The organism is Pedobacter sp. AC212, assembly GCF_979258625.1.
On sequence record NZ_OZ409870.1, the window covers coordinates 1,856,134 to 1,879,686 of the forward strand.

General features: G+C 37.3%; 20 protein-coding genes. 6 read left to right on the forward strand and 14 right to left on the reverse strand.

What is annotated here, in order from left to right; genetic code table 11:
* Window positions 1-183: 183 nt before the first annotated feature.
* From ACZZZC_RS07910 to ACZZZC_RS07920, 3 genes are all read right to left on the reverse strand, one after another.
* Window positions 184-585, reverse strand: a complete 402-nt coding sequence (locus ACZZZC_RS07910; protein WP_463486893.1) for a hypothetical protein — start codon at window positions 583-585, stop codon at window positions 184-186.
* Window positions 586-587: 2 nt separating this feature from the next.
* Window positions 588-1,919 carry an L-lysine 6-transaminase gene (lat, locus tag ACZZZC_RS07915; protein WP_463486894.1) on the reverse strand — a complete coding sequence of 444 codons (1,332 nt, stop codon included), beginning with the start codon at window positions 1,917-1,919 and terminating at the stop codon, window positions 588-590.
* Between the two features lie 247 nt (window positions 1,920-2,166).
* Window positions 2,167-3,036 (reverse strand): 1-aminocyclopropane-1-carboxylate deaminase/D-cysteine desulfhydrase, encoded by an 870-nt coding sequence (locus ACZZZC_RS07920; protein ID WP_463486895.1) that lies wholly within the window; start codon window positions 3,034-3,036, stop codon window positions 2,167-2,169.
* 365 nt (window positions 3,037-3,401) lie between these two features.
* Between ACZZZC_RS07920 and ACZZZC_RS07925 the strand changes: the two genes are divergently transcribed.
* Window positions 3,402-4,430 carry an RluA family pseudouridine synthase gene (locus tag ACZZZC_RS07925; RefSeq protein WP_463486896.1) on the forward strand — a complete coding sequence of 343 codons (1,029 nt, stop codon included), beginning with the start codon at window positions 3,402-3,404 and terminating at the stop codon, window positions 4,428-4,430.
* Window positions 4,431-4,433: 3 nt separating this feature from the next.
* Window positions 4,434-5,273, forward strand: coding sequence for an aminotransferase class IV (locus ACZZZC_RS07930; protein ID WP_463486897.1), 840 nt, complete (start codon window positions 4,434-4,436; stop codon window positions 5,271-5,273).
* A gap of 23 nt (window positions 5,274-5,296) precedes the next feature.
* Here the strand turns inward: ACZZZC_RS07930 and fmt are convergent, their stop codons facing one another.
* Complete coding sequence (gene fmt, locus ACZZZC_RS07935) at window positions 5,297-6,205, reverse strand: methionyl-tRNA formyltransferase (protein ID WP_463485578.1); 909 nt, start codon at window positions 6,203-6,205, stop codon at window positions 5,297-5,299.
* An 89-nt stretch (window positions 6,206-6,294) separates the two neighbouring features.
* Between fmt and ACZZZC_RS07940 the strand changes: the two genes are divergently transcribed.
* Window positions 6,295-7,341, forward strand: coding sequence for a DNA topoisomerase IB (locus tag ACZZZC_RS07940; RefSeq protein ID WP_463485579.1), 1,047 nt, complete (start codon window positions 6,295-6,297; stop codon window positions 7,339-7,341).
* A gap of 23 nt (window positions 7,342-7,364) precedes the next feature.
* Window positions 7,365-9,215, forward strand: coding sequence for an ATP-binding protein (locus ACZZZC_RS07945; protein ID WP_463485580.1), 1,851 nt, complete (start codon window positions 7,365-7,367; stop codon window positions 9,213-9,215).
* A gap of 55 nt (window positions 9,216-9,270) precedes the next feature.
* Here ACZZZC_RS07945 and ACZZZC_RS07950 read toward each other — a convergent pair whose 3' ends face one another.
* Window positions 9,271-9,534 carry a hypothetical protein gene (locus ACZZZC_RS07950; protein WP_463485581.1) on the reverse strand — a complete coding sequence of 88 codons (264 nt, stop codon included), beginning with the start codon at window positions 9,532-9,534 and terminating at the stop codon, window positions 9,271-9,273.
* Window positions 9,535-9,621: 87 nt separating this feature from the next.
* Window positions 9,622-10,893, reverse strand: a complete 1,272-nt coding sequence (locus ACZZZC_RS07955) for an exo-beta-N-acetylmuramidase NamZ family protein (RefSeq protein WP_463485582.1) — start codon at window positions 10,891-10,893, stop codon at window positions 9,622-9,624.
* A gap of 166 nt (window positions 10,894-11,059) precedes the next feature.
* On the opposite strand from ACZZZC_RS07955, the gene ACZZZC_RS07960 reads away from it, so the two are divergent.
* Window positions 11,060-12,280 carry an ABC transporter permease gene (locus tag ACZZZC_RS07960; protein WP_463485583.1) on the forward strand — a complete coding sequence of 407 codons (1,221 nt, stop codon included), beginning with the start codon at window positions 11,060-11,062 and terminating at the stop codon, window positions 12,278-12,280.
* A gap of 185 nt (window positions 12,281-12,465) precedes the next feature.
* Here ACZZZC_RS07960 and ACZZZC_RS07965 read toward each other — a convergent pair whose 3' ends face one another.
* The 8 genes from ACZZZC_RS07965 to mdh all read right to left on the reverse strand — a co-directional run bounded on the left by ACZZZC_RS07965 (window position 12,466) and on the right by mdh (window position 18,682).
* Window positions 12,466-13,392, reverse strand: coding sequence for a bestrophin family protein (locus ACZZZC_RS07965; protein ID WP_056851398.1), 927 nt, complete (start codon window positions 13,390-13,392; stop codon window positions 12,466-12,468).
* Between the two features lie 25 nt (window positions 13,393-13,417).
* Window positions 13,418-13,915, reverse strand: coding sequence for a hypothetical protein (locus ACZZZC_RS07970; protein WP_463485584.1), 498 nt, complete (start codon window positions 13,913-13,915; stop codon window positions 13,418-13,420).
* Window positions 13,916-14,111: 196 nt separating this feature from the next.
* The gene (locus ACZZZC_RS07975) at window positions 14,112-15,473 is read right to left on the reverse strand and encodes a sensor histidine kinase (RefSeq protein ID WP_463485585.1); all 1,362 of its coding nucleotides are present in this window, start codon (window positions 15,471-15,473) and stop codon (window positions 14,112-14,114) included.
* A gap of 3 nt (window positions 15,474-15,476) precedes the next feature.
* Window positions 15,477-16,151: a response regulator transcription factor gene (locus ACZZZC_RS07980; protein WP_463485586.1), complete on the reverse strand. Its 675-nt coding sequence runs from the start codon at window positions 16,149-16,151 to the stop codon at window positions 15,477-15,479.
* Window positions 16,152-16,321: 170 nt separating this feature from the next.
* A complete protein-coding gene (locus ACZZZC_RS07985; protein ID WP_463485587.1) occupies window positions 16,322-16,861 on the reverse strand; it encodes an SRPBCC family protein in 540 nt (179 codons plus the stop codon).
* 56 nt (window positions 16,862-16,917) lie between these two features.
* Window positions 16,918-17,313 carry a group III truncated hemoglobin gene (locus tag ACZZZC_RS07990; protein ID WP_463485588.1) on the reverse strand — a complete coding sequence of 132 codons (396 nt, stop codon included), beginning with the start codon at window positions 17,311-17,313 and terminating at the stop codon, window positions 16,918-16,920.
* A complete protein-coding gene (locus ACZZZC_RS07995) occupies window positions 17,294-17,743 on the reverse strand; it encodes a retropepsin-like aspartic protease (RefSeq protein WP_463485589.1) in 450 nt (149 codons plus the stop codon). Before ACZZZC_RS07995 ends, ACZZZC_RS07990 begins: the two co-directional genes overlap by 20 nt.
* A complete protein-coding gene (mdh, locus tag ACZZZC_RS08000) occupies window positions 17,744-18,682 on the reverse strand; it encodes a malate dehydrogenase (RefSeq protein WP_463485590.1) in 939 nt (312 codons plus the stop codon).
* Window positions 18,683-19,037: 355 nt separating this feature from the next.
* On the opposite strand from mdh, the gene dnaE reads away from it, so the two are divergent.
* Complete coding sequence (gene dnaE, locus ACZZZC_RS08005) at window positions 19,038-23,471, forward strand: DNA polymerase III subunit alpha (RefSeq protein WP_463485591.1); 4,434 nt, start codon at window positions 19,038-19,040, stop codon at window positions 23,469-23,471.
* Window positions 23,472-23,553: the final 82 nt, after the last annotated feature.

Sequence of the window (23,553 nt, forward strand, 5' to 3'; positions counted from 1 at the left end):
CTTTATTTATAAACACGGGTGGACGGATGCCGATTTTCATCGGCAGGAGGGAAAACGGGACTGAAAATGCCAAAAGCTTCAAACCGCTCATTTCCAAATAACTAACCCATTATTTTTCTGTTTGTGAAGACACCTACTGAGGGAAAAAGAATTAGTATTTCCACCTGCGTGGGAAAAATGATTTTAAAATGGATACTTATTAAATACCACCTGGCTCATTGCACTTTTCTCGTATAAGGCGATGCATGAGTTATTAAATTGAGGATCAAAGTTTACTTCTCCTGGCTGCAGTGTTTGAGGCACATTTGCGCTTTCCATAAAGAAGTAAACTTTGGTATTTCCATATTTGGTGTGTGGCATTAAATTACCATAATCCTCCATTTCTTTCCAAATGGAATCTTTAACTGTAACTGCGTAAATACGCTGTACTGGGCCAGTATTATTCGCATTTCTATACTTCACTATCTCTTTAAATCCAGCTTTCATCTCTTCAATTCCAGGCTGGTTAAAAGTATCTTTTACCATAAGGAAGACTAAAATTACAACCGCTGCGGAAATTAAATAAATAAGTGATTTTCGACTCATGGCTACAATAAAGGCAATATTTTTTCCATAACCGTCAGGCCTTCGTCAATATGTTTTTGTTCTATGCAAAGTGCTGGGCGGAAACGAATTGTTTTCTCCCCACAACCCAAAAACATCACGTTTTGTGCAAGTCCTTTGCTAATAAAATCATTCCGCATTTCTTTATTTGGAAAGTCGAAAGAGCAGAGTAATCCCCGGCCGCGAACGTTGCTCATTTTATCGAATTTCTGGGCAAACTTGGAGAGGTTGTCTTTAAGGTATGCTCCAACCTGAGCCGCGTTTTCGCATAATTTATCTTCTTCAACTATCTGAAGGATTTGAGATGAGCGAACCATATCTACCAAATTTCCGCCCCATGTAGAGTTGATTCTGCTTGGAACTTTAAATACGTTGGTTTCAATCTGATCTACCTTGTTCCCAACTAAAATACCGCAAACCTGCATTTTCTTACCAAATGCAACAATATCTGGTCGAGCTTTTTCGCTGAAATACTGGTGACACCAAAATTTTCCTGTTAAGCCGACTCCGGTTTGAACTTCATCAAAAATCAAGAAAGCATCATTTTCATCAGCCAGTGTTTTGAGTTGAATTAAAAATTCCTCACGCAAGTGATTATCGCCGCCTTCAGATTGAATTGGCTCGATGATAATAGCACATATATCATCCTTATTCTCAGCAAAGGCTTTTTTAATTTGTGCAATAGAATCCTCTTCGGTTTGGATAGCACGATCTAAATTGCTGTCTGAGAGGGGAAATTTAACATCGGGAATAGAAACTCTGGGCCAGTCGAATTTGGCAAACCATTTGGTTTTATCTGGTAGTGTATTTGTTAAGCTTAAGGTATAGCCAGACCTGCCATGAAAAGCTCTTTCGAAGTGCAAAACTTTAAAGCCTTTTTCTTCGGTATAACCCTTGGCAAAATTTTTCTGCACTTTCCAGTCCATGGCTACCTTAATTGCATTTTCAACGGCCAATGCTCCACCGGCAATAAAAAAAGCGTGGGGCAAATGATCCGGAATGCCAACTCTTGAAAAAGTTTCTAAAAACTGGGCGTATTGTTGTGTGTATACATCAGAATTTGATGGGTTTGCCATAGCAGCCAATAACAAGTTTTTCTTAAAGCTTTCGTCGTTAACCATTTTTGGATGATTATAGCCCAAAGGGACTGATGCAAAGCAGGTAAAAAAATCAAGTAGTGTTCTATTGTATTTTGAGTCGTATATGTATGCACCATGGCTTTTCTCCATATCATAGGTCAGGTCGAAACCATCGGCCAAAATGTGTTTACTAAGAGACTCGTTAACGCGATCGGCAGGTACTGTTAATTGGTACATAAATTTGATGTTGGTATAAATCAAATTTAGTTAAATGTGCCTAAAATCAAAATTTAAGCACTTTTTGTACCATCAATGCAAAAAATAGGTTTAAACAGTTTAAAGTATGATTATAGACAAAAACAGGTGCTGGACTTCTTTAATGTGGAAAACTTTTTTGGGAGAAACGACATGATTCCGCTAAAATATGGTGCTTTGAAATGAAAAATTATTTTTTGCTGCAGCAGAATTTCCCTTTACGCAATAGCTAAAACTTATCCTTCATTCCCAAGATTCCTAGTAAACCACCGGTATGGATGGCTAATATTTTATCCGTTGCTTTAATTTCACCTTTCTTCTGAAGATCAAAGATGGAATAAAACATTTTTGCCGTGTAAACTGGATCGATTAATATTCCGGTTTGAGCGGTGAAGCTTTTAATGAATGCTATTAATTCAGGTTGCGTTTTGGCATAACCACCAAAATGATATGTGGTATGCAGGTTGAGATTTTCGGAGATTTCAGTGTATTTAGAAATTTCGTCTCGGATAAACTCTCCGCCTTTTAACACGGGTATAACATGGAGTTGAGTATTCAGGCTATTATTTTGTATCGCTTTTAACAGGCCAGCAGCTGTAGTTCCTGTTCCTGCTGCAACAAAGATGTGATCGTAGGTTTCTGTTAGCTCATCAATAATTTCTGTGCAACCCAGAACGGCTTCTGTTGATGCGCCACCTTCATCAATAAAATAAGCGTTTTTATCCTGGCCAAATTTTTTCTCGAACAATAACGATTTATCCTTGTAACCTTCCCGATCAGTAAAAATGAGTTTCATTCCATAAAGGGAACAAAGTAAAAGCATTTCGTTTTTAACTTCTTCCCCACGAACAAATGCTGTAGAGTGAAAGCCAAATTTTGCTGCTGCCGCTGCGGTGGCTACCAAATGATTGGAATATGCGCCTCCGAAGGTAACCAGGTGGTTTTTATTCTGCTGTATGGCATTTTCTAAAATATATTTTAGTTTACGCCATTTGTTCCCAGAAATGTAAGGATCAATTAAATCATCTCGTTTAACAAATAGATTGCTAAATGGATTAATTTTTAATTTTTGGACAGGACTGTAGATATTTTGAAACACCTGTAAAAATAAAAAACACCTGTTGAATGCAAGTGTTTTTTTAGCGTTTTTTTTAGATTTACTCTACTTAAAGTATATTTTCCTAACTAAGTAAGGAAAAAAATTAAGCACAATCTTAACGTTTTGAGTAAAATTTTTCATAATTGTTATCGATTAGATCATCACAACTACAAAAAATAAGCCAATATTGTTTTATTGACAAATAAATTAATTTCTTAACATGAATTTAACTTGCTGTCCATCAATAGGGATACGTTTGTTTTTATTTTTAGCAGTGGTTGTATACTTTATAAATCAATAGAACTAATTTTAGTAAAACTTAATTACAGTAAAAAATCTTGGGCTCAAAAGGTTATTTTTGCACCATGGAAAATGAGGTAGAGTTGCAGGAATCGGAAGAGCAGGAATTATATGAACATTTAAAAATCATTGTAGACAAAGGGCAATCTTTGTTGCGCATTGATAAATTTTTAATGGTTCGTGTGGAGAATGCTTCTCGGAATCGGATTCAAAATGCAATTGATGCGGGCAATGTTTTGGTTAATCAAAAGCAGATAAAGGCAAGTTATAAGGTGAAGCCTTTTGATGAAATTTCAATTGTTTTGCCTCATCCTCCTCGCGACACTGAAGTTTATCCCGAAGATATTCCACTTGATATTATTTACGAGGATAGCGATTTGCTGGTGGTCAATAAAGTGGCTGGAATGGTTGTTCACCCAGGTTTTAATAATTATACAGGAACTTTAGTTAACGCTTTGGCTTTCCATTTTGAACAATTGCCTCAACTACCAGGCAACGATGGACGGCCTGGGCTGGTCCATAGAATTGATAAAGACACCTCGGGACTACTTCTTATCAGTAAAAACGAGAAATCGATTACGCATTTAGCAAGGCAGTTTTTTGATCACAGCATAACCAGAAAGTACATTGCCTTAGTATGGGGCGATGTAGAAAACGATGGAACGGTTACCGGTTATATTGGTAGAAGTGTGAAAGATAGGCGGGTGATGGATATTTACGATGAGGAAGCAAAAGGGAAATGGTCGGTAACCCATTATAAAGTTTTGAAGCGTTTAGGCTATGTTACGCTCATCAGTTGCGAATTGGAAACTGGTCGTACCCATCAAATTAGAGCTCACATGCAGCACATCGGGCATCCGCTATTTAGCGATGCAATGTATGGAGGCGATAAGATTTTGAAAGGAACTACGTTTAATAAATACAAGCAATTTGTAGATAACTGTTTTAAGTTGCTACCCAGGCAGGCTTTACATGCACAAAGTTTAGGTTTTATTCATCCAACAACAAAGGAATATATGCATTTTGAATCACCTCTACCTAGCGATTTTAAAGCTGCATTGAATAAATGGGAAAATTATATTGCTGTATCATAAAATATGTCTCAACAGTACCTTCTTTTTAACGATGAATTTCATGCGGTTGATGTTCCCATCCTGACAGCTTCTAACAGAAGTTTCAAATTTGGCGACGGGCTGTTTGAAAGCATGCGGATGATTGACAATAAATTGCAGTTTGCAGATTTTCATGCAGACCGTTTAGTTGGCGGAATGAAGGCACTGAAAATGGATGGACATGCTTTAATGGATGATTATTTTCTTCGCCAAAAAACAGCCGATCTCGCTAAAAAGAATAGATGGAATGGTAATGTTCGGTTCCGATTATCGGTTTATCGTCAGGGAGCTGGAGTTTACACACCCGAAATTAATAAGGCCGGATATGTGTTGGAAGGCATACCGCTGCAAAGCAATCGATACGAACTGAATAATAAAGGGTTAATTATTGATGTTTACGACGAAATTACGAAGCCAATAAACAAGCTGTCAAACTTCAAAACATCCAACTCATTGCCTTACGTGATGGCGGGAATTTTCAAGAGCCAAAACCGTTTGGATGAAGCCATGATTTTAAATCAAAATGGTTTTTTGTGCGAAAGCATTAGCGCAAATGTATTTATTGTTTATAACGATCAAATTTACACACCAGCTTTAACCGAAGGATGTATTAGCGGAGTAATGCGGAGCGCTGTGATGCAGTTGTGTAGAATGAATGATCTAACTCTGACTGAGGCTCAAATAAACCCTGAAATTTTGAAAGAAGCGGAAGAAGTTTTCATCACTAATGCAACTCAAGGTATTCAATGGGTAATGGGCTACGGCAGGAAGCGTTATTTTAATGAGGTTTCGAAGTTTTTAGTTGATAAGCTGAATAATCTTTAAAATTGAATTATTACTAACAAGAATTACAACCTCATTCCTCGGAGAAAATCTTCAATTAACATTCGTTTTTTACCTTCATATTGAATATCAATCAGTTTGATAAAGCCGTCTTTCGCAGCAAATTTCAGGTAAGTTTTTCCATCCGTTAAAAAGCCACCTGCTGCAATTCCTGGCTCTTTACTTTCCAGTTCCGCTTTAAACACTTTTAGGGTTTTATCATTTAAAAATGTGAATGCTGTTGGATAAGGGCTCAGGCCGCGAACGAGATTATAGACCTGTTGTGCAGGCTGATTCCAATCTATTTTGCAATCTTCTTTAAAAATTTTTGGTGCATGTTTCAATACCTCGCTCTGTGGTTGAGGCTGTTCCTGGTAATTATCCTCCTTAATCGCTTTAACCGTTTTAACCAATAGCTCTGCGCCAATCTGCATTAGTTTATCATGAAGTTCACCGGCAGTTTCATCATCAGCTATAGGGGTAGTGGCGCTTTGAATAATATCGCCTGTGTCAATTTCATGGGTTAAGAAAAAAGTGGTTACGCCGCTTTCCTTTTCCCCATTAATAATAGCGTGGTTAATTGGAGCAGCCCCCCGATATTGTGGCAGAAGCGATCCATGTAGATTTATAGTTCCCTTCTTTGGCATGTTCCAAACCACCTCGGGTAACATTCTAAAAGCTACAACCACTTGTAAATCTGCATCAAATGATTTTAGTTGGTCTAAAAACTCGGGGTTTTTTAATTTTTCGGGCTGTAAAACCGGAATTTCATGCTCAACAGCATATTTTTTTACTGCACTTTCATTTAGTTTTTGTCCGCGACCAGCTGGTTTGTCAGGAGCTGTTATAACTGCTACAATATCAAAATCGGCTTTAACCAAAGCATCCAACGAGGCCACTGCAAAATCGGGCGTACCCATAAAAACTATTTTCATACGAAAGTGTTGTGTTTCTAAATCAACGTAAATATTTACATTAAGTTTTTTGCAAAATAACTAAAAATAAATCATCCTTATAGGTTAAAATGGTACAAGGGAAAGATGTGGTTAAAGCTAGCGGATTGGTTTACGTAACCGATTCCATGCCTGGTATTTATCGTAAAGGTAAACCCGGTAAATTTCATTATGAAGACAAGGATGGCCAACAAATAAAGGATGAAAAACATCTCGACCGAATCAAATCTTTAGTTATTCCGCCAGCCTGGCAAAAAGTATGGATAGCCAACAAGCCAAATGCTTATCTGCAGGTTACGGGAATCGACGCTGCGGGGAGAAAACAGTATAAATACCATCCAAAGTGGACAAGCCGTCGCTCTGATGATAAATATTTTAGATTATATGAGTTCGGTAAAGCCTTACCCGAAGCAAGAAAAAAACTGGCTAAGGATTTAAAACGTAAAGAATTGGATGAGCGGAAAGTGCTTGCAATTTCTGTTGATGTTCTTCAAAAAACTTTAATTCGGGTTGGCAATGAAAGTTATAAGCAACTTTATGGCTCTTTCGGACTCACGACATTGAGAGACAAGCATGTTAAAATAAATGGGAGTAAAATTCATATCGATTTTATTGGTAAAAAAGGAGTCAAGCAAAATGTGGTACTCAACGACAGAAGCCTGGCTAAACTTGTAAAAAAATGCCGCGATATTCCTGGCCAGGATTTATTCCAATATTATACAAATGGTAAGGAGCATAGAGGGATCGACTCTGGAAAAATTAATAACTACATTAAAGAAATAACAGGTAATGATTTTACCGCAAAGGATTTTAGAACCTGGGGAGGAACGCTTGAAGCCTTACGTCAGTTTTCTAAATGTGCGGCAGACAAAGATTGGGAACTTAATACCAAGAAAACGGTAGTTAGTGTTTTAGATTGTGTGGCTAAAAAATTGGGTAATACCCGGGCAGTTTGTAAAAGTTCTTACGTATATCCAATTTTAATTACCGCTTACGAGAACAATGAACTTGAAAAGTATTTGAAGAAAATGAATAACCATAAAACCATCGGAAAAGTAGGTTTAGAGCATGATGAAAAAGTGCTTTTATCTTTTTTAAAAGCTACAGGCAGTAAGTAGATTGATTAACTTTGTTTAATAGTATGCGAATAAATTTACAAGACAAAGCTTCTTTATTTTCTATCATAACTGAAGAATCGGCGATGCCTATTGGTTTGTACGTAGGAGAACAACTCATCATCGAGATTGCCAATAAAGCGATTTTGAAAGCTTGGGGAAAAGATGAGTCTGTAATTGGAATGCCTTTAGATGTTGCTTTGCCAGAATTAAATGGTCAACCATTTATCCAGATATTAAAAAATGTTTTTGAAACCGGTATTGCCTACGAGGCAAAGGAAGATAAAGTTGAGTTGATTAATAATGGTATTCTTCAAACGTTTTACTTTGATTTTATTTACAAACCTTTAAAAGACGAAAATGGTAAAGTTTGGGCAATTTTAAATAATGCTACAGATGTTACAGAATTGGTAAACGCTAAGTTGAAGTGTAAAGAAAGTGAAGAGCTTTTTAGGCAAATGATTTACGATGCACCGGTTGCCATTGGGATACTTCGAGGTAATGATTTTGTAGTTGAAGATGCGAATGATGAGCTTCTTAAAATTTGGGGAAAAGACAAAAGTATCTTGGGGCAAAAAATAATCGATGCCTTACCTGAAATCAAAAATCAGCCTTTTCCTAAATTATTGCAGGATGTTTATCAAAACGGTGTAGCACATTATGGTTATGAAACTTTTGCAAAACTGGAATTTAATGGTGTACTAGAAGATTGCTATTTCAACTTTGTTTATGATCCCATTCGTGATAAAGACAAAAATATAACAGGGGTAATGGTGGTTGCTAATGACGTAAGCATCCAGGTAAAATCTCGTCTGGCTTTTGAAGAAAGTGAACGGCGCTTTAAAAATTTGGTGCTTGATACGCCCATGGCCACAGCTTATTATGAAACAGAAGATATTATCGTATCTATCGTGAATGATGAAATGCTCAAGTTTTGGGGCAAAGATAAAAGCATTATTGGTTTGCCATTCGAAGAGGCAATTCCAGAACTGAAAGGCCAACCCTTTATCAACTTATTGAAAGAGGTTTATCGTACAGGTGTACCTTACCATGCAGATCAGCAGATGGCATTTTTGCCTGTAGATGGGGAGATGAAGCCTCAATGGTTTAACTTTACCTATAAGCCTTTGCACAATGCGGAAGGGGAAGTTTATGCCATTTTGCACTGCGCTACTGATGTTACGAAACTGGTTCAGCTTCAAAAACAGAAAGATGAGTTTTTAGGCATTGCCAGTCACGAATTGAAGACGCCTGTAACCAGTATTAAGGCTTACACACAGGTGCTTGAAAAGATGATTCGCAAAGAAGGCGATGAAAAGAAAGCCAATATGGTTCATAAGATGGACATACAACTTAACAGGTTAACCGGATTAATTGGCGATTTGCTCGACGTTACTAAAATTCAATCAGGAAAGATGACATTTAATCCCGTTGATTTTGAGTTTGATGCGCTGGTGAATGAAATGGTCGATGAAATACAGCATACCACCTCACAACATCGGATCGAATTAGATGTGAATAGCAATGCTTCAGTTTATGCCGATAAGGAGCGAATAGGGCAGGTAATTGTTAATTTTCTTTCAAACGCAATTAAATATTCCAACGATGCCGAAAGTATTTTCGTAGCAAGTTATTTGGATGATGATGAAGTAATTTTGAGCGTTCGAGATTACGGAATTGGTATTTCCAGAGACTTACAACATTTGGTTTTTGATCAGTTTTACCGGGTAGGTGGAAATCTTCAGCATACTTATCCAGGCTTGGGGCTCGGGCTATACATCTCTTCAGAAATTGTCAAAAATGAAGGTGGCAGAATATGGGTTGAAAGTGAAGAAGGGGAAGGGTCGACATTCTATTTCGCTTTGAAAGTAAAGTAGTTGTCAAAATAAAAGCCAAGTTCAAAAACTTGGCTTTCATATAAATCTATTTAAATTATTCTTTGGGAGCCTTTTTGATTGGGTTTATCGGCTGTTCTTCATTTTCCCGCTGCTTAGCTGGATTTTCTGTTTTTGGCGGTTTATTTGGCAAGCTGTCATTCGGTTTTCTCACCGTTTTATGATCTTCCGGCTCCCTGCCTTTAGGTACTTCTTCCTGATAATTACTTCCTGGATTATTATTTTCTTTTTTTGGACCGCTCATAATGTAAATGATTGATTTTTGTGTTAGACTATGATGAATACCATTATCTCTTTTCAAAACAACGTTTTTAGCAGTATTGTTTCAATTATTGGTTCTGATCACTCACTCAATCATTCACTCATTCCATCTTCACTCATTGCCTCATTATTTATAAAGCAGATATTTTAATCTCATTTTTTTGTAGGCACTCAATCCCGGCTCCCAACTTGCTCTAATTTCCTGTTCGCTTTTCCCATCAATTACTTGTTGCCTAAAATCGCCAACGCCTACTAGTTTTTCAATCGTTCCCATTTCTTTACTCAACTTATTGTTAAAAAAATCTTCTTTCTTCGGCGAGGCATTATATAATTCAATCAACCAGGAAATATTAACCTGTTTTGTTTTGCGAAGTTCAGCAGTATCATATTTCCTTAAATCCAAACCGTAGCAAACCTGATCTTGAAACAATGGCGTTTCTGACATGCCTTTGATGCTTTTTGGTGTAAAACTGAAATCGAATTTCCCTTTCAGGTACGGTGCGCCCACAATGGTAAAAGGAAACATTGTACCACGACCGTGATTTAAATATGTTCCTTCGAATAAACAGGTAGATGGGTATAGCAATATAGATTGCGCAGTATTTAAATTTGGCGATGGTTTTACTGGCAACACGTATTCCATATCATGGTTATAGTTTGCATTTTTAATTACTGTGATTTTGCATTTTACCTTGTCTTTTAGCCACCCTTCGCCGTTAAGCATTTGCGCATATTCGCCAACAGTTAGTCCGTGTGCAATTGGAATAGGTTGAATACCGATACCAGATTTAAATTTAGGATCCAGTATTGGGCCATCAATTAAATAACCATTAGGATTTGGACGATCCAATATCAAGAGCTCTTTTTTATTGAGAGCACAAGCTTCCATAACATGTTGCAAAGTGTTAATGTAGGTGTAAAAACGCACACCAACATCCTGAATATCAAATATCATCACATCAATATCAGCCAAGTCTTCTGTAGTTGGGGTACTGTGCTTTCCGTAAAGTGAAACAGCTTTAATTCCGGTTTTGGCATCAATCGCATCATCTATTTTAACCCCCGCACTTGCATCGCCTCTAAAACCATGCTCCGGGCCAAATATTTTTTGAATTTTAACACCGAGTTTCAATAAGCTATCAACCGATGTTTGCGTACCGATAATTGATGTCGGATTAACAACCATCCCTACACGTTTTCCTTTTAAAAGCGGCAAGTATTTTTCGGTTTGTTCCGCTCCAGTTTTAATAGTTGTTTCTACAGGAATATTAGTTTTTCTAATAACTGTTTTTTTATTTGGAATGCCTTTTCCAACTTCTTGCTCTAAAGTTTTCGGTCCCTGCCCACAAGCAGAAAGGGCAATTAGTGAGGTTAGTGCAAAACTGATGTATTTCTTCATTTGGGATAAATTTTACGATTTGGTTTTGGATGTTAATCAACAAAACAATTTAGCTACTTATTTGATTATTGTTATTTGGATGTTGTTTAAAGTTGACCAATATATTCCAAATATATACCATTTTTAAAAAGGATTTAAGCATTTTTGCTGTTACAAAATAATCAAATTGAATTTCGAATACTTTATAGCCGGCCGTATCGCTATTAAATCTGAGCGACCATTTTCCAAACTCATCGTTCGCATAGCCATTGCAGGTGTAATGCTTAGCCTTGCCGTAATGATTCTGACTATCGCCATCATTAAAGGCTTTAAAACCGAAATTCAAGATAAAGTTCGGGGTTATCTGGGCGATGTGCAAATAACTCGTTATGATTTAAATAACTCTTTTGAACATTCTCCATTTGTGCTGGATAGCGAAACCAGAAAGAAGCTAACCAATAATCCGGATGTAGAATATTTCTATCCTTTTGCTACCAAGCCAGCTATTTTATCGGCCAATGATGAAATTGAAGGCATTAATTTTAAGGGTGTCGACAAAACCTACAACTGGGATTACATTAAACAGCACATTATAAGCGGAACTATTATCGATTTTACAGATAGCACTGCTGCCATGCAGGAATTGCTGGTTTCCAATTATACAGCCAATCGGTTGAAGCTTAAAACTGGAGACGATTTCATTATGTATTTTGTTCAAAACCAGTTGCGCCCACGTAAATTTAAAATTGTGGGGATTTATGATATTGGGGTGGAAGATATCGACAAAAGCTTTGTGCTTGGGAACTTAAATATCATTAAACGCTTAAACAACTGGAAGCCAGATCAAATTGGTGGGATAGAAATCCGGATAAAAAGCTTCAAAGCTATTAATAAAGTTTCGGCAGATATTTTTGAAAGTTTACCCCAAAATCTGCGTTCGTTTTCCATTATCGAAAACTTTCCAAATATATTTACCTGGTTGGGTTTACTAGATGTAAACACAAGGGTTTTATTAATTTTAATGCTTATTGTTGGGGTAATTAATATGGTTACTGCATTGTTAATTATGATTTTAGAGCGTACAAATATGATTGGAATGCTTAAATCATTCGGGGCGAGCAACTGGAGCATTATGAAAATTTTCTTGTACAATGCTGCCTATCTCGTAGGGATTGGCTTACTGCTTGGAAATATTTTAGGCCTCGGCTTAGGGTTCTTTCAACAGGCAACACATATTTTTAAACTGAACCAATCATCGTATTTTTTGGCTTATGCACCAATAGAATTTCATTTTTTAGATGTATTAGGTTTAAACGTTTTAACCGTTCTGGTTTGTTTAATCGTATTAATTATTCCCTCTCTGCTCATCAGCAAAGTTTCGCCATTAAAAGCAATTAGGTTCAAATAAATTAAAAGAGGTTTTTAAAGCTAGATATGCTGCTTAGGTTTATTCCTCACCTGAGGAAAAAGCTTTGAACGTGTAGATGTTATAGCATGGCACAAAAATAAATAGGCTTTTCCCCATCCAGGGAAAAGACCTATCGTTTTTAACTAACCTATTCCAAACCTGGAATAGAACTAAGAATTAAGATTTTATAAGATGTAATATGAGCCAACCTGAGCTAATTCAGTTTGTGGCTTATCTTCCAGTATTTTGTTGTCATCAATCATTTGGCAAAGATCACGCTCAATTGTTCTACAAATAGTAGTGGTGGGTGTATCGGTTGGTTTGTTTTCGAACGGATCTTGCAGGTGAACAGCCATTTTCTCTACCAAAAGGAAAAAGGCAGCAATAGCAACAACCAATGGAACTTCCATGTAACCGAAATATTCAATCAAGCCAAACGGCAATAAAACAATGAATAAATGAATCGACATGTTGATATATTTACTATAAGTTACCGGAAAAACGGTGTTCTTAATCCGTTCACAGCCTCCCATATGGTTACACAAAGCGGTAAGCGTTTTGTCGATTTCAATTTGTTGATATTTGTTAATCCAGCCTTCATTCAAAGCTTTCTTCAAATCCATCGCATGTAATTCCAACAGGGTGGCAGTAACATTTTTACGTCTTTTAATGAACTCCATTTCATCAGCAGATAAATATTGTTCTAGGCCTTTGCGTGGATTAAATCCTCTTAAAGCTTGACTTAGTGCATAAGTCCAGGCAATTTGCCTTTTGATGAATTTTTCTTTGAAACGTTCAATCTCATCAGAACCATATGGGTTTTCTACAAAAGAAAGGATCTGTCTGGAAAGTGATCTGGAATCGTTAACAATGGCACCCCATAAAATCCTAGCTTCCCACCATCTATCGTAAGCTTGGTTCGATCTGAACGCTAGCAACAGAGAAATAATGGTACCCAGCAAAGCTGGCACTGTAATGGGAATTGAGATTCGGGTAACATGAAAGTTTTGATAAAGAATGACGATTCCAACTGAATAAGCAATTACAAAAAGCAATTCTTTTTTAATCTTTCCAAATATATAGGTGAGGGGAATATTATTTCGTAACAGCATGGTCTTAAGTTTATTTCGTTAATAATTAGGCGTTTGCCGCTTTTAATTCGTTTTCATGAATTTTAGTTTCGATTAAATTTTCTTGATTATGAAGCGTCATGATATTTAATTCCAACACTTCGCGGCCACAACGGGCGGTTAGAACTTTTGGATCGATACTATACTTGTTGATTTGCTTAAAGTTATAATCTTTAGGATAGGCAATAAAGTCTACCTCAAAAGCTTCGATGAAATTTTTGAAAGCAGCAACTGTGCTACCATAGAAATACTCTATACCAATGGTATCTATTTGATTAGTAAACTTCGCCTTGTAATTATTCAAAGTCTGGTAAAACTCGTCGCTAATGTTTTCGTAATCTCTGCTTCTTCGGCTTAACATTAACATATCAGTAATAGAGTCTGATAACTTAAATGCGTGGACAAAAATTATATTGAAGGTTTCGTTGGGTTGAGTCTGCGTTAAACCATCAATGATTTTTGTACTCTCTAAATTGAAATCTGTTGGTACTAATACTGTTTTCATGGCTTTATCTTGTTAAATGAATAAATATTTATACAAGTTTACAGCCATAAGATTACAGCGAAATAAGAATAAGATTAGAACGGGATTAGAATTAATAAAACCCAGAGATGCAGGTTGTAGAAATGTTCAATTATCTAGTAATTGTAGGCAAAATTAGAAATTTTATGGAATTTAAGAAAGAGATTTAACCAATAGCTTAGTAAATACTGGTAAGCGGTAGTAAAACTTTAATTTCTGTACCTATTCCTTCCTGCGATTTAATAGCAATGCTGCCGCGATGTAATCTAATGATGTTCAATGATAGAGGTAGCCCTATTCCGTAGCCTTTAAAGTCATTTGTGTTTGAAGCCCTGTAAAATGGTTCAAAAATATGTTGAATATCTGTTTGTGGAATTCCAATACCTTGGTCGGTAACTGCGATTGAAAGCGAATTAGCACTTGTTTCGATGGCAACGTTTACCAATTTATCATTCGAATATTTACATGCATTGCTTACAATATTGGTAAGGGCAAGTTTAATCAGGTTTTTATTGATTTTCAAACTCAATAATTCATCGTCATCGGGGAGTTTAGAAAAGTCTATTTCTATTTTACTTTCTGGATGAACCTGATTTACTGAAGCTTTAATTTCCCAAAGCAACTCATCCATCCTAACCAGTTCCCAGGGTTGGTTTTTTCCATTAAAGCCAGATTGTGCCAGACCTAACAAACTGGTTAAAATATGTTCCAATCTTTCGGCCTCACCTTTAATTTTTTCTAAAGCTAACTGCTGCTTCTGTGGATCGGTATTGGCCCGCATGGCCAGTTCTACCTCTCCACTAATTACTGTTAATGGTGTTCGAAGTTCGTGGGAAGCATTACTGATAAAATTGTTCTGCGTTTCAAAAGCAGTTTCTAACCGGTTTAGCATGTTGTTAAATGTTTGCGCCAATTGCGACATCTCATCGCTGCCACTTTTTACTTCTAACCGCATATGCAGGTTTTCTGCTTTTATCTTTTTAACACTTTTAATGATGTTCCGCAAAGGCATCAACATATAATTGGAAAATTTCCATCCAACCACAAAGGAGAGTAGAACAGAGAGGAAAAAACCAATAAGAAGGATCCGCTGAAGATCTTTCAATTCCCTAAAACCCACCGGATCATTTGCAGAAACAATAACCAGATAATCTTTATTGTTTATTTTGAAGGCTTTGCCTGCATAAAAGTGATTTTCTGACCGATAACGCGACATAGAGCCCGCATTTATTTTCTTATAAAAGCTTTGTGGCAAAACACTGTCAATTCGATGTTTACTGATGTCTTTAGCTTCAAAAATAAATGCCTTTTCCGATGGTAAACGTTCCAGATACCGGTTACGCATTTTGGCGTAGGCAGGGTTATTGGCATCTTCATAAAGCTTAATTTGCGCAGAAATATTTACCCTGGCTTCTAAGCGTTTATAAAAATCTTCAAAAGCAAATTCATTAGAAAAATACCAAACAAATCCACTTAATAATGAAATAATTACTGCTGAAAGTATGGCAAATAATAGGGTGATCTTTTTGGCAATGTTCATTTGTTAACCTTTTAAAACATAGCCTAAACCTACCGCTGTATGAATCAGTTTTTGATCAGCATGTTTATCTATTTTTTTACGGAGGTAGTTTACATATACATCAACCACGTTGGTGCCCAAATTAAAATCAATATCCCAAACGCTTTCCAAAATATCTATTCGAGATAAAATTTTAGACTTATTTTTCGCCATAAACTCCAGTAAACGGTATTCTGTAGCCGTTAATATAATTTCTTGATTATTGCGCTTAACCGTTTTTGCAGTCAGATTAATCTGCAGATCTACGATGTTAATAATCTGATCTAGATTGGCAGCACCATTATATCTACGAAGCAGCATTCGAATACGGGCAAAAAGCTCAGCAAATTTAAATGGCTTTATTAGGTAATCATCAGCACCGTTATCTAAACCATTAACCACATTTTCTGTAGTGCCTAAAGCGGTGAGCATAATAACAGGAACGTTTGGCGTTTCTGATTTGATGATTTTGCAAAGTTCCAATCCATTTATACCTGGAAGCATGATGTCAAGTATAATTAAATCGAATTGATTGTCTGCCGCGAGCTGCTTTCCGATCAATCCGTCAGGCGCAACACTCACTGTAAAACCTTCATCACTTAAACCTCTTGAAATTACAGAAACCACGTTTGGCTCGTCTTCTACTAATAATATATTCATTCGTTGGTTAATAATCTAAAATTAGGAAATAAGAAAATCTACTGATCGTAAATTATAAGATTATTGATTTTTAACGCAATAACGGCATAAATGTTTGTTTGTCAAAAAATAACCAAAAAACAAAGCCTCTTAATTATGAAAACTAAGAGGCTTGCAAGACTTAAATCCGATTAATTCCCTTTCTCTGATTTTTCTTTCAGGCTTGCCAATCCGCTTTCAAAATCTTTACCGATCATTTTATCCATTCCACCCATTACTAAACACATCCATTTGCTAATGATGTTGTTTTCTCCGCTCATCGTCCAGGTTACCTTGTTAGCAGTTCCTTCTGGCATAATATCAAATTCTGTATCAGCCAAGCTTTCAAATGGCTCAATAAACATTAAATCGATGTTGATGTTTTTGTTGGGATTTACGGAAGTGATTTTCATATAACCAGCTCCGGTTTCTTTCCCTTTCCAGTTATATTGATGACCTGGATTGCCTGGCGTTCCTGTAAATGATACCTCAGCGCTCGGCTCCATTTTTGCCCATGGATTCCATTTGTAGAATTCCTTAAAATCAGCAATGTTTTTATAAATAATGCTATCTGGTGCATTAATTACTGTCGACCTGGAAACTGAGTAATTTTTTGGCAGAAGTAAACCACCCACTAAAATAATGATTGCTAATAAGACAATGATGCCTAGCAGTACTTTTAAAAATTTCATGATTAATTTATTTGGTTATCTAAATTTAGTAAGAAACCATCAAAAATGAAACAATACTAAACGATATTGATGTTGGATTTTGGTGAATTTAATTTAAAGTGCATTAAATCTGCTATAGATTGGGCTTTTTGCTTAATTACTGTAGCGTTTTCTCCGTCGAATAATTCATCAACGGTATTAAAAAAGATGTTTTTCCAGGTGTCAAATTCTTCGTTTTTTAAAGATGCTTTTTTGTTAATATCGAAATGGGTGAGCATGGGATTTCCCTTGTATATTGCTTTTCCGAATAAGATGCTTTCCCAAAAGTCGTACATTTTAGGGAGGTGATGGGCCCAATCTACTTGCATTACCTGGGTAAATATCGGACCAATGCGCTCATTTTGCTGAACTTTTTGATAAAATGAATCCACCAATAAGACAATATCATTTCGATCAATAATATCTTTTTTCACTGGGATTATTTGTAAGTCTAAGTGTCGATTTTTCGTAATTGATAACCGCTTTATATTGCATCAAAATATCACCACCAATAATTCCGATAATTGGTGGATGGCCGAATTGCTGATAGGTATCAGTAACAGACTGCAGATCAAAAGCAACAGTTTCGTAGTTTTTAATCTTCAGCCTTCCTATCTTAACTTCGGGAATAGTAGCCTGAATAGTACTTGTTGTGGTAAATAATGTTGCGGCATTTATTTCTTCTGAAACCTGCAAAGTTTCAGCCAGATGTTGCTCAATTAGTTTTTTATCGAACACACTTCTTGATGCACCGGTATCTAAAACGGCAAAATGCTTTTCCTTAAAAACAACAACTTCCACCAAAAGGTGGAAGCCATCGTCTTGTAAGTTTATTAATTTTAATGGGATGGAAATTGAACTCATTTAAACTAGTTTCATCTCCGCTAAAACGCTGTTCATATTTCTAACTGCATCAGCACTTTTATTAAATGCCGCTTGTTCGTCATCAGTTAATTTAAAATCGATGATCTTCTCCCAGCCACTGCGACCAATAATTACAGGCACGCCCAGGCATATATCTTCTTGTCCGTATTCTCCTTCCAGAGAAACACAGCAGGTAAATAATTTTTTTTCATCGCGAAGAATAGCTTCTACTAGAGCGGCTCCCGCTGCACCCGGTGCATACCAGGCAGAAGTTCCGATTAGTCCGGTTAAAGTTGCGCCGCCAACCATCGTATCAGCAGCTACTTTATCAAGCGTATCTTTATCTAACAAATTGCTTACCGGTAAACTTTGATAGGTAGCTAAACGAGTGAGCGGAATCATAGTGGTATCGCCATGGCCGCCAATAACAAAACCCTGTAAATCATTTGGATTGCAATCTAGTGCCTGCGATAAATAGAATTTAAAGCGAGAACTATCAAGCGTTCCACCCATACCGATAATTCGGTTTTTTGGTAATCCTAAAGATTTTAAAGCCAAATAGGTCATGGTATCCATCGGGTTACTAATCACAATAATGATCGCTTCTGGAGAGAACTTTAAAATATTTTCTGCAACACCTTTAACAATTCCAGCATTGATGCCAATAAGCTCTTCACGGGTCATGCCGGGTTTACGCGGTAAGCCTGAAGTAATTACAACAACATCAGATCCTGCTGTTTTACTATAATCGTTGGTTACACCAGTAATTTTTGTGTCGAAGCCCAAAAGCGTAGTAGTTTGCATCATATCAATGGCTTTACCTTCGGCAAAACCTTCTTTAATATCTAACAAAACAAGTTCATTCGCTAATTCTTTTCTGGCAATATTATCTGCACAAGTAGCGCCAACTGCGCCCGCACCTACAACCGTTACTTTCATATATTTAATTTTAAGGTTTGCTGTTAATTATCTATCGAAGATAAAAACAAATACGAGCTTATGAAACGCTTTTATCAACTTTATGTTTGCTGCTGTAATTTCGTCAGCCTTGAGAAACTGATCTCATTTAAACTCATTTAGGTGAGCATTGACAGACGGTATTTGTATCCATTAGATATAAAAGTTTTGGATTTCAAATTTATATATCACCTATAGCCGAGATTATAAATTTCGGTGGACAGAGCGCATCAACACTTTATTCTTTTGTTGATAAAATTTGACAAATCCGCTGGCCAAATTGTCTATTTTTGATGAACCGTTTATATTCTACAACGGCTAATTCTTTACAAATAATATGTACTTAATTTTTGATACTGAAACCACGGGTTTGCCACGTAATTACAATGCTCCAATTACCGATACGGATAATTGGCCGCGTTGTATTCAAATTGCCTGGCAATTGCATGATGAGATGGGGAGGATGGTTGAGCATCAGGATTATTTGGTTCGTCCAGAGGGGTTTAATATCCCTTACGATGCGGAGCGAATCCATGGCATTTCTACTGAACTTGCAGCCGAGCAGGGCATTTCATTAGCTGAGGTTTTAGAAAAATTTAATGCTGTTTTATCAAAAGCGAAATTCATTGTAGGTCAAAATGTAGGCTTTGATGTAAACATTATGGGATGTGAGTTTCACCGTTTTGGGGTTGAAAACCGCATGGCAGAAATGCCTGTTTTAGATACCTGTACGGAAGTAACTGCAGAGCTTTTAAAACTTCCGGGAGGTAGAGGCGGTAGATTTAAATTGCCCACATTAACGGAATTACACTCATATCTATTTGGCGTTCCGTTTAATGAAGCCCATAACGCCACTGCCGATGTTGAAGCCACAACGCGTTGTTTTCTGGAGTTAATTAAAAAAGAGGTTTTCAAAAAAGAAGAACTTTTAGTTGATGCAGAATATTTTCCGCGTTTTCGGGAATATAATGCTGGTTCCATTCCAGACTTCGGAATCCCGCATGTTAACCTAAAGGCCGCTTCTGATGAGATTCGTAAACGCCTTCAAAAGGCTGAAGGTGGAGGGGTTTCTAAGCAAGAGCTTGCAGAAAATAAACAAGAGCTTGCTGCGGCAACTTTTGTGCATTTACATAATCACACGCAATTTTCGGTATTACAAAGTACAATCAGTATTCCTGCTCTTATAAAAGCAGCTGCAGCACAAAAAATGCCTGCTGTAGCCATGACGGATCATGCCAATATGATGGGTGCTTTTCACTTTGTAAATGCAGTTTTAAACCACAATAAAGCAGCTGAAGCTAAGAATGCAGAAGCCATTGAAGCTGGAGAACGGCCAACTGAAGTGGTAATGACACCAATTATTGGGGTAGAGTTTTTTGTTTGCGATGATCACTTAAATAGAACGGTGAAGGATAATGGTTACCAAATGGTGCTGTTAGCGAAGAACAAAAAAGGCTATCACAATTTAGCCAAAATGTCTTCTATTGCTTATACAAAAGGGTTTTATTACGTTCCACGTATTGATAGAAATGTAATTGAGCAGTATAAAGATGATATTATTGTGTTATCTGGAAACCTTTCGGGAGAGATTTCGAATAAGCTTTTAAATATGGGTGAAAACCAGGCTGAAGAAGCTTTGGTTTGGTGGAAAGAAAAATTCGGCGAAGATTTCTATGTAGAAGTGATGCGCCACAATCAGGAAGATGAAGACCGCGTTAATGCTTCGCTTGTTGCGCTGGCCCGCAAGCATGAAGTGAAGCTGATTGCGACCAATAACACCTATTACATCAATAAAAAGGATGCGAATGCGCATGATATTCTCCTTTGTGTAAAAGATGGTGAAAAGCAAGCCACGCCAATTGGTCGCGGCCGCGGTTACCGATATGGTTTGCCGAACCAGGAATACTACTTTAAATCGGGTGAGGAAATGAAAGCGCTTTTTGCTGATTTGCCCGAAGCCATTTTAAATATACAAGAGGTTGTAGATAAGATAGAAACCTACAAGCTTGCTCGTGAAGTACTCTTGCCGAAATTTGATATCCCTGAAGAATTTTTGGTTGCTGAAGATGAAAATGATGGAGGAAAACGTGGAGAAAATAAATTTTTACGACATTTAACCTACGAGGGAGCAAAAAAACGATATGGCGTATTAACACCAGAGGTTACCGAACGATTAGATTTTGAGCTGGCTACCATCGAGAAAACGGGCTACCCGGGTTACTTTTTGATTGTGCAGGATTTTATTGCTGAAGCCCGTCGCAGAGATGTGTCTGTTGGTCCGGGCCGTGGTTCAGCTGCAGGCTCTGTAGTAGCTTATTGCCTTTGGATTACCAACATCGACCCAATAAAGTACGATCTCCTTTTTGAGCGTTTCTTAAATCCGGATCGTGTTTCCATGCCCGATATCGATATTGACTTTGACGATGAGGGTCGTGGTAGAGTAATGGAATACGTAATTAATAAATACGGCTCCAGTCAGGTTGCCCAAATTATTACCTACGGTACCATGGCAGCGAAATCTTCCATCCGTGATACTGCCAGGGTTTTAGATTTGCCTTTATTCGAGGCAGATAAAATAGCGAAGCTGATTCCAAATATGAAGCTCGCAAAAATCTTCAACCTGGATGAGAAAGCACTGAAAGATGCGCTTCGCCCGGATGAATACGAGCGTGTTCAGGAGTTAAAAGCGATGGGGCTTTTAAAAGACCTAAGTGCAGAAACTATTCAGCAAGCACAAGTTTTAGAGGGTTCATTAAGAAATACAGGTATCCATGCCTGCGGGGTAATTATTACGCCAAGCGATATCACCAACTTCGTTCCGGTGGCTACCGCAAAGGATTCTGATTTATATGTTACGCAATTTGATAACTCCGTTGTAGAAAGTGCTGGTCTCTTAAAAATGGACTTTTTGGGTTTAAAAACCCTTACGTTAATAAAAGATACCGTTAAACTGGTAAAGAAAAGGCATGGCATTAATCTCGATCCGGATACGTTCCCAATTGATGATGTAATGACTTATGAGCTTTTCCAGCGTGGTGAAACGATTGGGATTTTCCAGTATGAGAGTCCGGGTATGCAAAAGTATATGAAGGAACTGAAGCCTACGGTTTTTGACGATTTAATTGCCATGAATGCGCTTTATCGCCCAGGACCGATGGAATATATTCCAAGTTTTGTTAGGCGGAAAAATGGCGAAGAAGAAATACAATATGATTTAGATGCTTGCGAAGAATACCTGAAGGAAACTTATGGTATCACTGTTTATCAGGAGCAGGTGATGCTTTTATCCCAAAAATTAGCAGGTTTTACCAAAGGTGAGGCCGACGTTTTGCGGAAGGCGATGGGTAAAAAGCAGAAAGACGTTTTGGATAAAATGAAGCCTAAATTTGTAAAACAGGCGGCAGAAAAAGGTCATGATGCTACAACGCTCGAAAAAATCTGGAAAGATTGGGAAGCATTTGCCTCTTACGCGTTTAACAAATCGCACTCTACTTGTTACGCTTGGATTGCTTACCAAACGGCGTATTTGAAGGCGCATTACCCGGCAGAATATATGGCTGCGGTACTTTCCAATAATATGAGCGATATTAAACAGGTAGCTTTCTTTATGGAAGAATGTAGACAGATGGGCGTGACGGTTTTAGGCCCTGATGTTAACGAATCTGATTTAAAGTTCTCTGTAAATGTTAGGGGCGAGGTGCGTTTCGGTATGTCGGCGGTTAAAGGAGTAGGCGAGAAAGCAGTAGAAAGTATTATCGAAGAGCGATTGGGAAATGGTCCTTATGCTTCTGTTTACGATTTCGCAAAGCGATCTAATACCCGTATTGTAAATAAAAAGGCATATGAAAGTTTCGTTTATAGCGGTGCTTTTGATGCGTTTGGCGGCCATCGGGCACAGTATTTTTATATAGGTCCGAACGATAAAATGAATGGGATCGAAAAAATCATCAAGTTTGCTAACGACTTTCAAAATAATGAAAGTACTTCGCAAGGGTCATTATTTGGTGGTTCAAAGGCCGATTTAATATTAGAACCCACTTTACCGGTTTCTCCTGAATGGGCTTTGATGGATCGATTGAAGTATGAAAAAGATGCAATTGGGATTTTCCTTTCAGGCCATCCACTGGATAATTATAAATTGGAACTCGATAAGTTTTGTACCCATGGCGTAAGGCAACTTAGCATCATCAATAAAGTAAGGATGGGCGATACCAATGAAGAAGTATTAGCTGAATTTGCTAAACTTCAAAACCGTGAACTTTGTGTGGGTGGTTTGGTCGTAGCGGCATCTCAAAGAATTACGAAGACTGGTAAGCCTTTCGGGACATTTGTATTTGAAGATTATGAGGATGCTTGCGAAATGGCGCTATTCGGAGAAGATTTTCTGAAATTCAAATCTTTTTTAACCGAAGGTTACTTTTTACAAATCAGAGGTAGAGTGGGTGAACGCTTTGGTAAAGCAGGTGATTGGGAGTTTAAAATAACGGCCATAAATTTAATGTCTGAATTGAGGGATAAGCTGGCTAAGAGTTTAACCATCCAAGTGCCGATTGAACGTGTGAATGAAGAGTTGATGCGGGAAATTGAACTTATTTTAGCGGACAATAAGGCAAATTCAGAGCAGCAAAACTGCCAACTTAACTTCGCTGTTTTCGATACTGAGAAGCAAATTATGTTGGATCTGCCTTCGAAGAATTTGAAAATCAATCCTAACAATAAGTTCTTAGAACAATTGGTCGGGCTCAATGTTGTAAACTATAAGTTAAATTAAGTTTCTGGCGTTTAAGAGTAAAAATCTAGATTAGAAAGATTGCTTACTTACTCTTAATAAGTGTTAAATGAAACAAACCACA

What these genes read in the sequence shown, in the direction of transcription:
- ACZZZC_RS07910 (WP_463486893.1), bottom strand. Translation starts at nt 585, where the DNA reads ATGAGTCGAAAATCACTTATTTATTTAATTTCCGCAGCGGTTGTAATT.
- lat (WP_463486894.1), bottom strand. Translation starts at nt 1,919, where the DNA reads ATGTACCAATTAACAGTACCTGCCGATCGCGTTAACGAGTCTCTTAGT.
- ACZZZC_RS07925 (WP_463486896.1), top strand. Translation starts at nt 3,402, where the DNA reads ATGGAAAATGAGGTAGAGTTGCAGGAATCGGAAGAGCAGGAATTATAT.
- ACZZZC_RS07930 (WP_463486897.1), top strand. Translation starts at nt 4,434, where the DNA reads ATGTCTCAACAGTACCTTCTTTTTAACGATGAATTTCATGCGGTTGAT.
- fmt (WP_463485578.1), bottom strand. Translation starts at nt 6,205, where the DNA reads ATGAAAATAGTTTTTATGGGTACGCCCGATTTTGCAGTGGCCTCGTTG.
- ACZZZC_RS07940 (WP_463485579.1), top strand. Translation starts at nt 6,295, where the DNA reads ATGGTACAAGGGAAAGATGTGGTTAAAGCTAGCGGATTGGTTTACGTA.
- ACZZZC_RS07945 (WP_463485580.1), top strand. Translation starts at nt 7,365, where the DNA reads ATGCGAATAAATTTACAAGACAAAGCTTCTTTATTTTCTATCATAACT.
- ACZZZC_RS07955 (WP_463485582.1), bottom strand. Translation starts at nt 10,893, where the DNA reads ATGAAGAAATACATCAGTTTTGCACTAACCTCACTAATTGCCCTTTCT.
- ACZZZC_RS07965 (WP_056851398.1), bottom strand. Translation starts at nt 13,392, where the DNA reads ATGCTGTTACGAAATAATATTCCCCTCACCTATATATTTGGAAAGATT.
- ACZZZC_RS07970 (WP_463485584.1), bottom strand. Translation starts at nt 13,915, where the DNA reads ATGAAAACAGTATTAGTACCAACAGATTTCAATTTAGAGAGTACAAAA.
- ACZZZC_RS07975 (WP_463485585.1), bottom strand. Translation starts at nt 15,473, where the DNA reads ATGAACATTGCCAAAAAGATCACCCTATTATTTGCCATACTTTCAGCA.
- ACZZZC_RS07980 (WP_463485586.1), bottom strand. Translation starts at nt 16,151, where the DNA reads ATGAATATATTATTAGTAGAAGACGAGCCAAACGTGGTTTCTGTAATT.
- ACZZZC_RS07985 (WP_463485587.1), bottom strand. Translation starts at nt 16,861, where the DNA reads ATGAAATTTTTAAAAGTACTGCTAGGCATCATTGTCTTATTAGCAATC.
- ACZZZC_RS07995 (WP_463485589.1), bottom strand. Translation starts at nt 17,743, where the DNA reads ATGAGTTCAATTTCCATCCCATTAAAATTAATAAACTTACAAGACGAT.
- mdh (WP_463485590.1), bottom strand. Translation starts at nt 18,682, where the DNA reads ATGAAAGTAACGGTTGTAGGTGCGGGCGCAGTTGGCGCTACTTGTGCA.
- dnaE (WP_463485591.1), top strand. Translation starts at nt 19,038, where the DNA reads ATGTACTTAATTTTTGATACTGAAACCACGGGTTTGCCACGTAATTAC.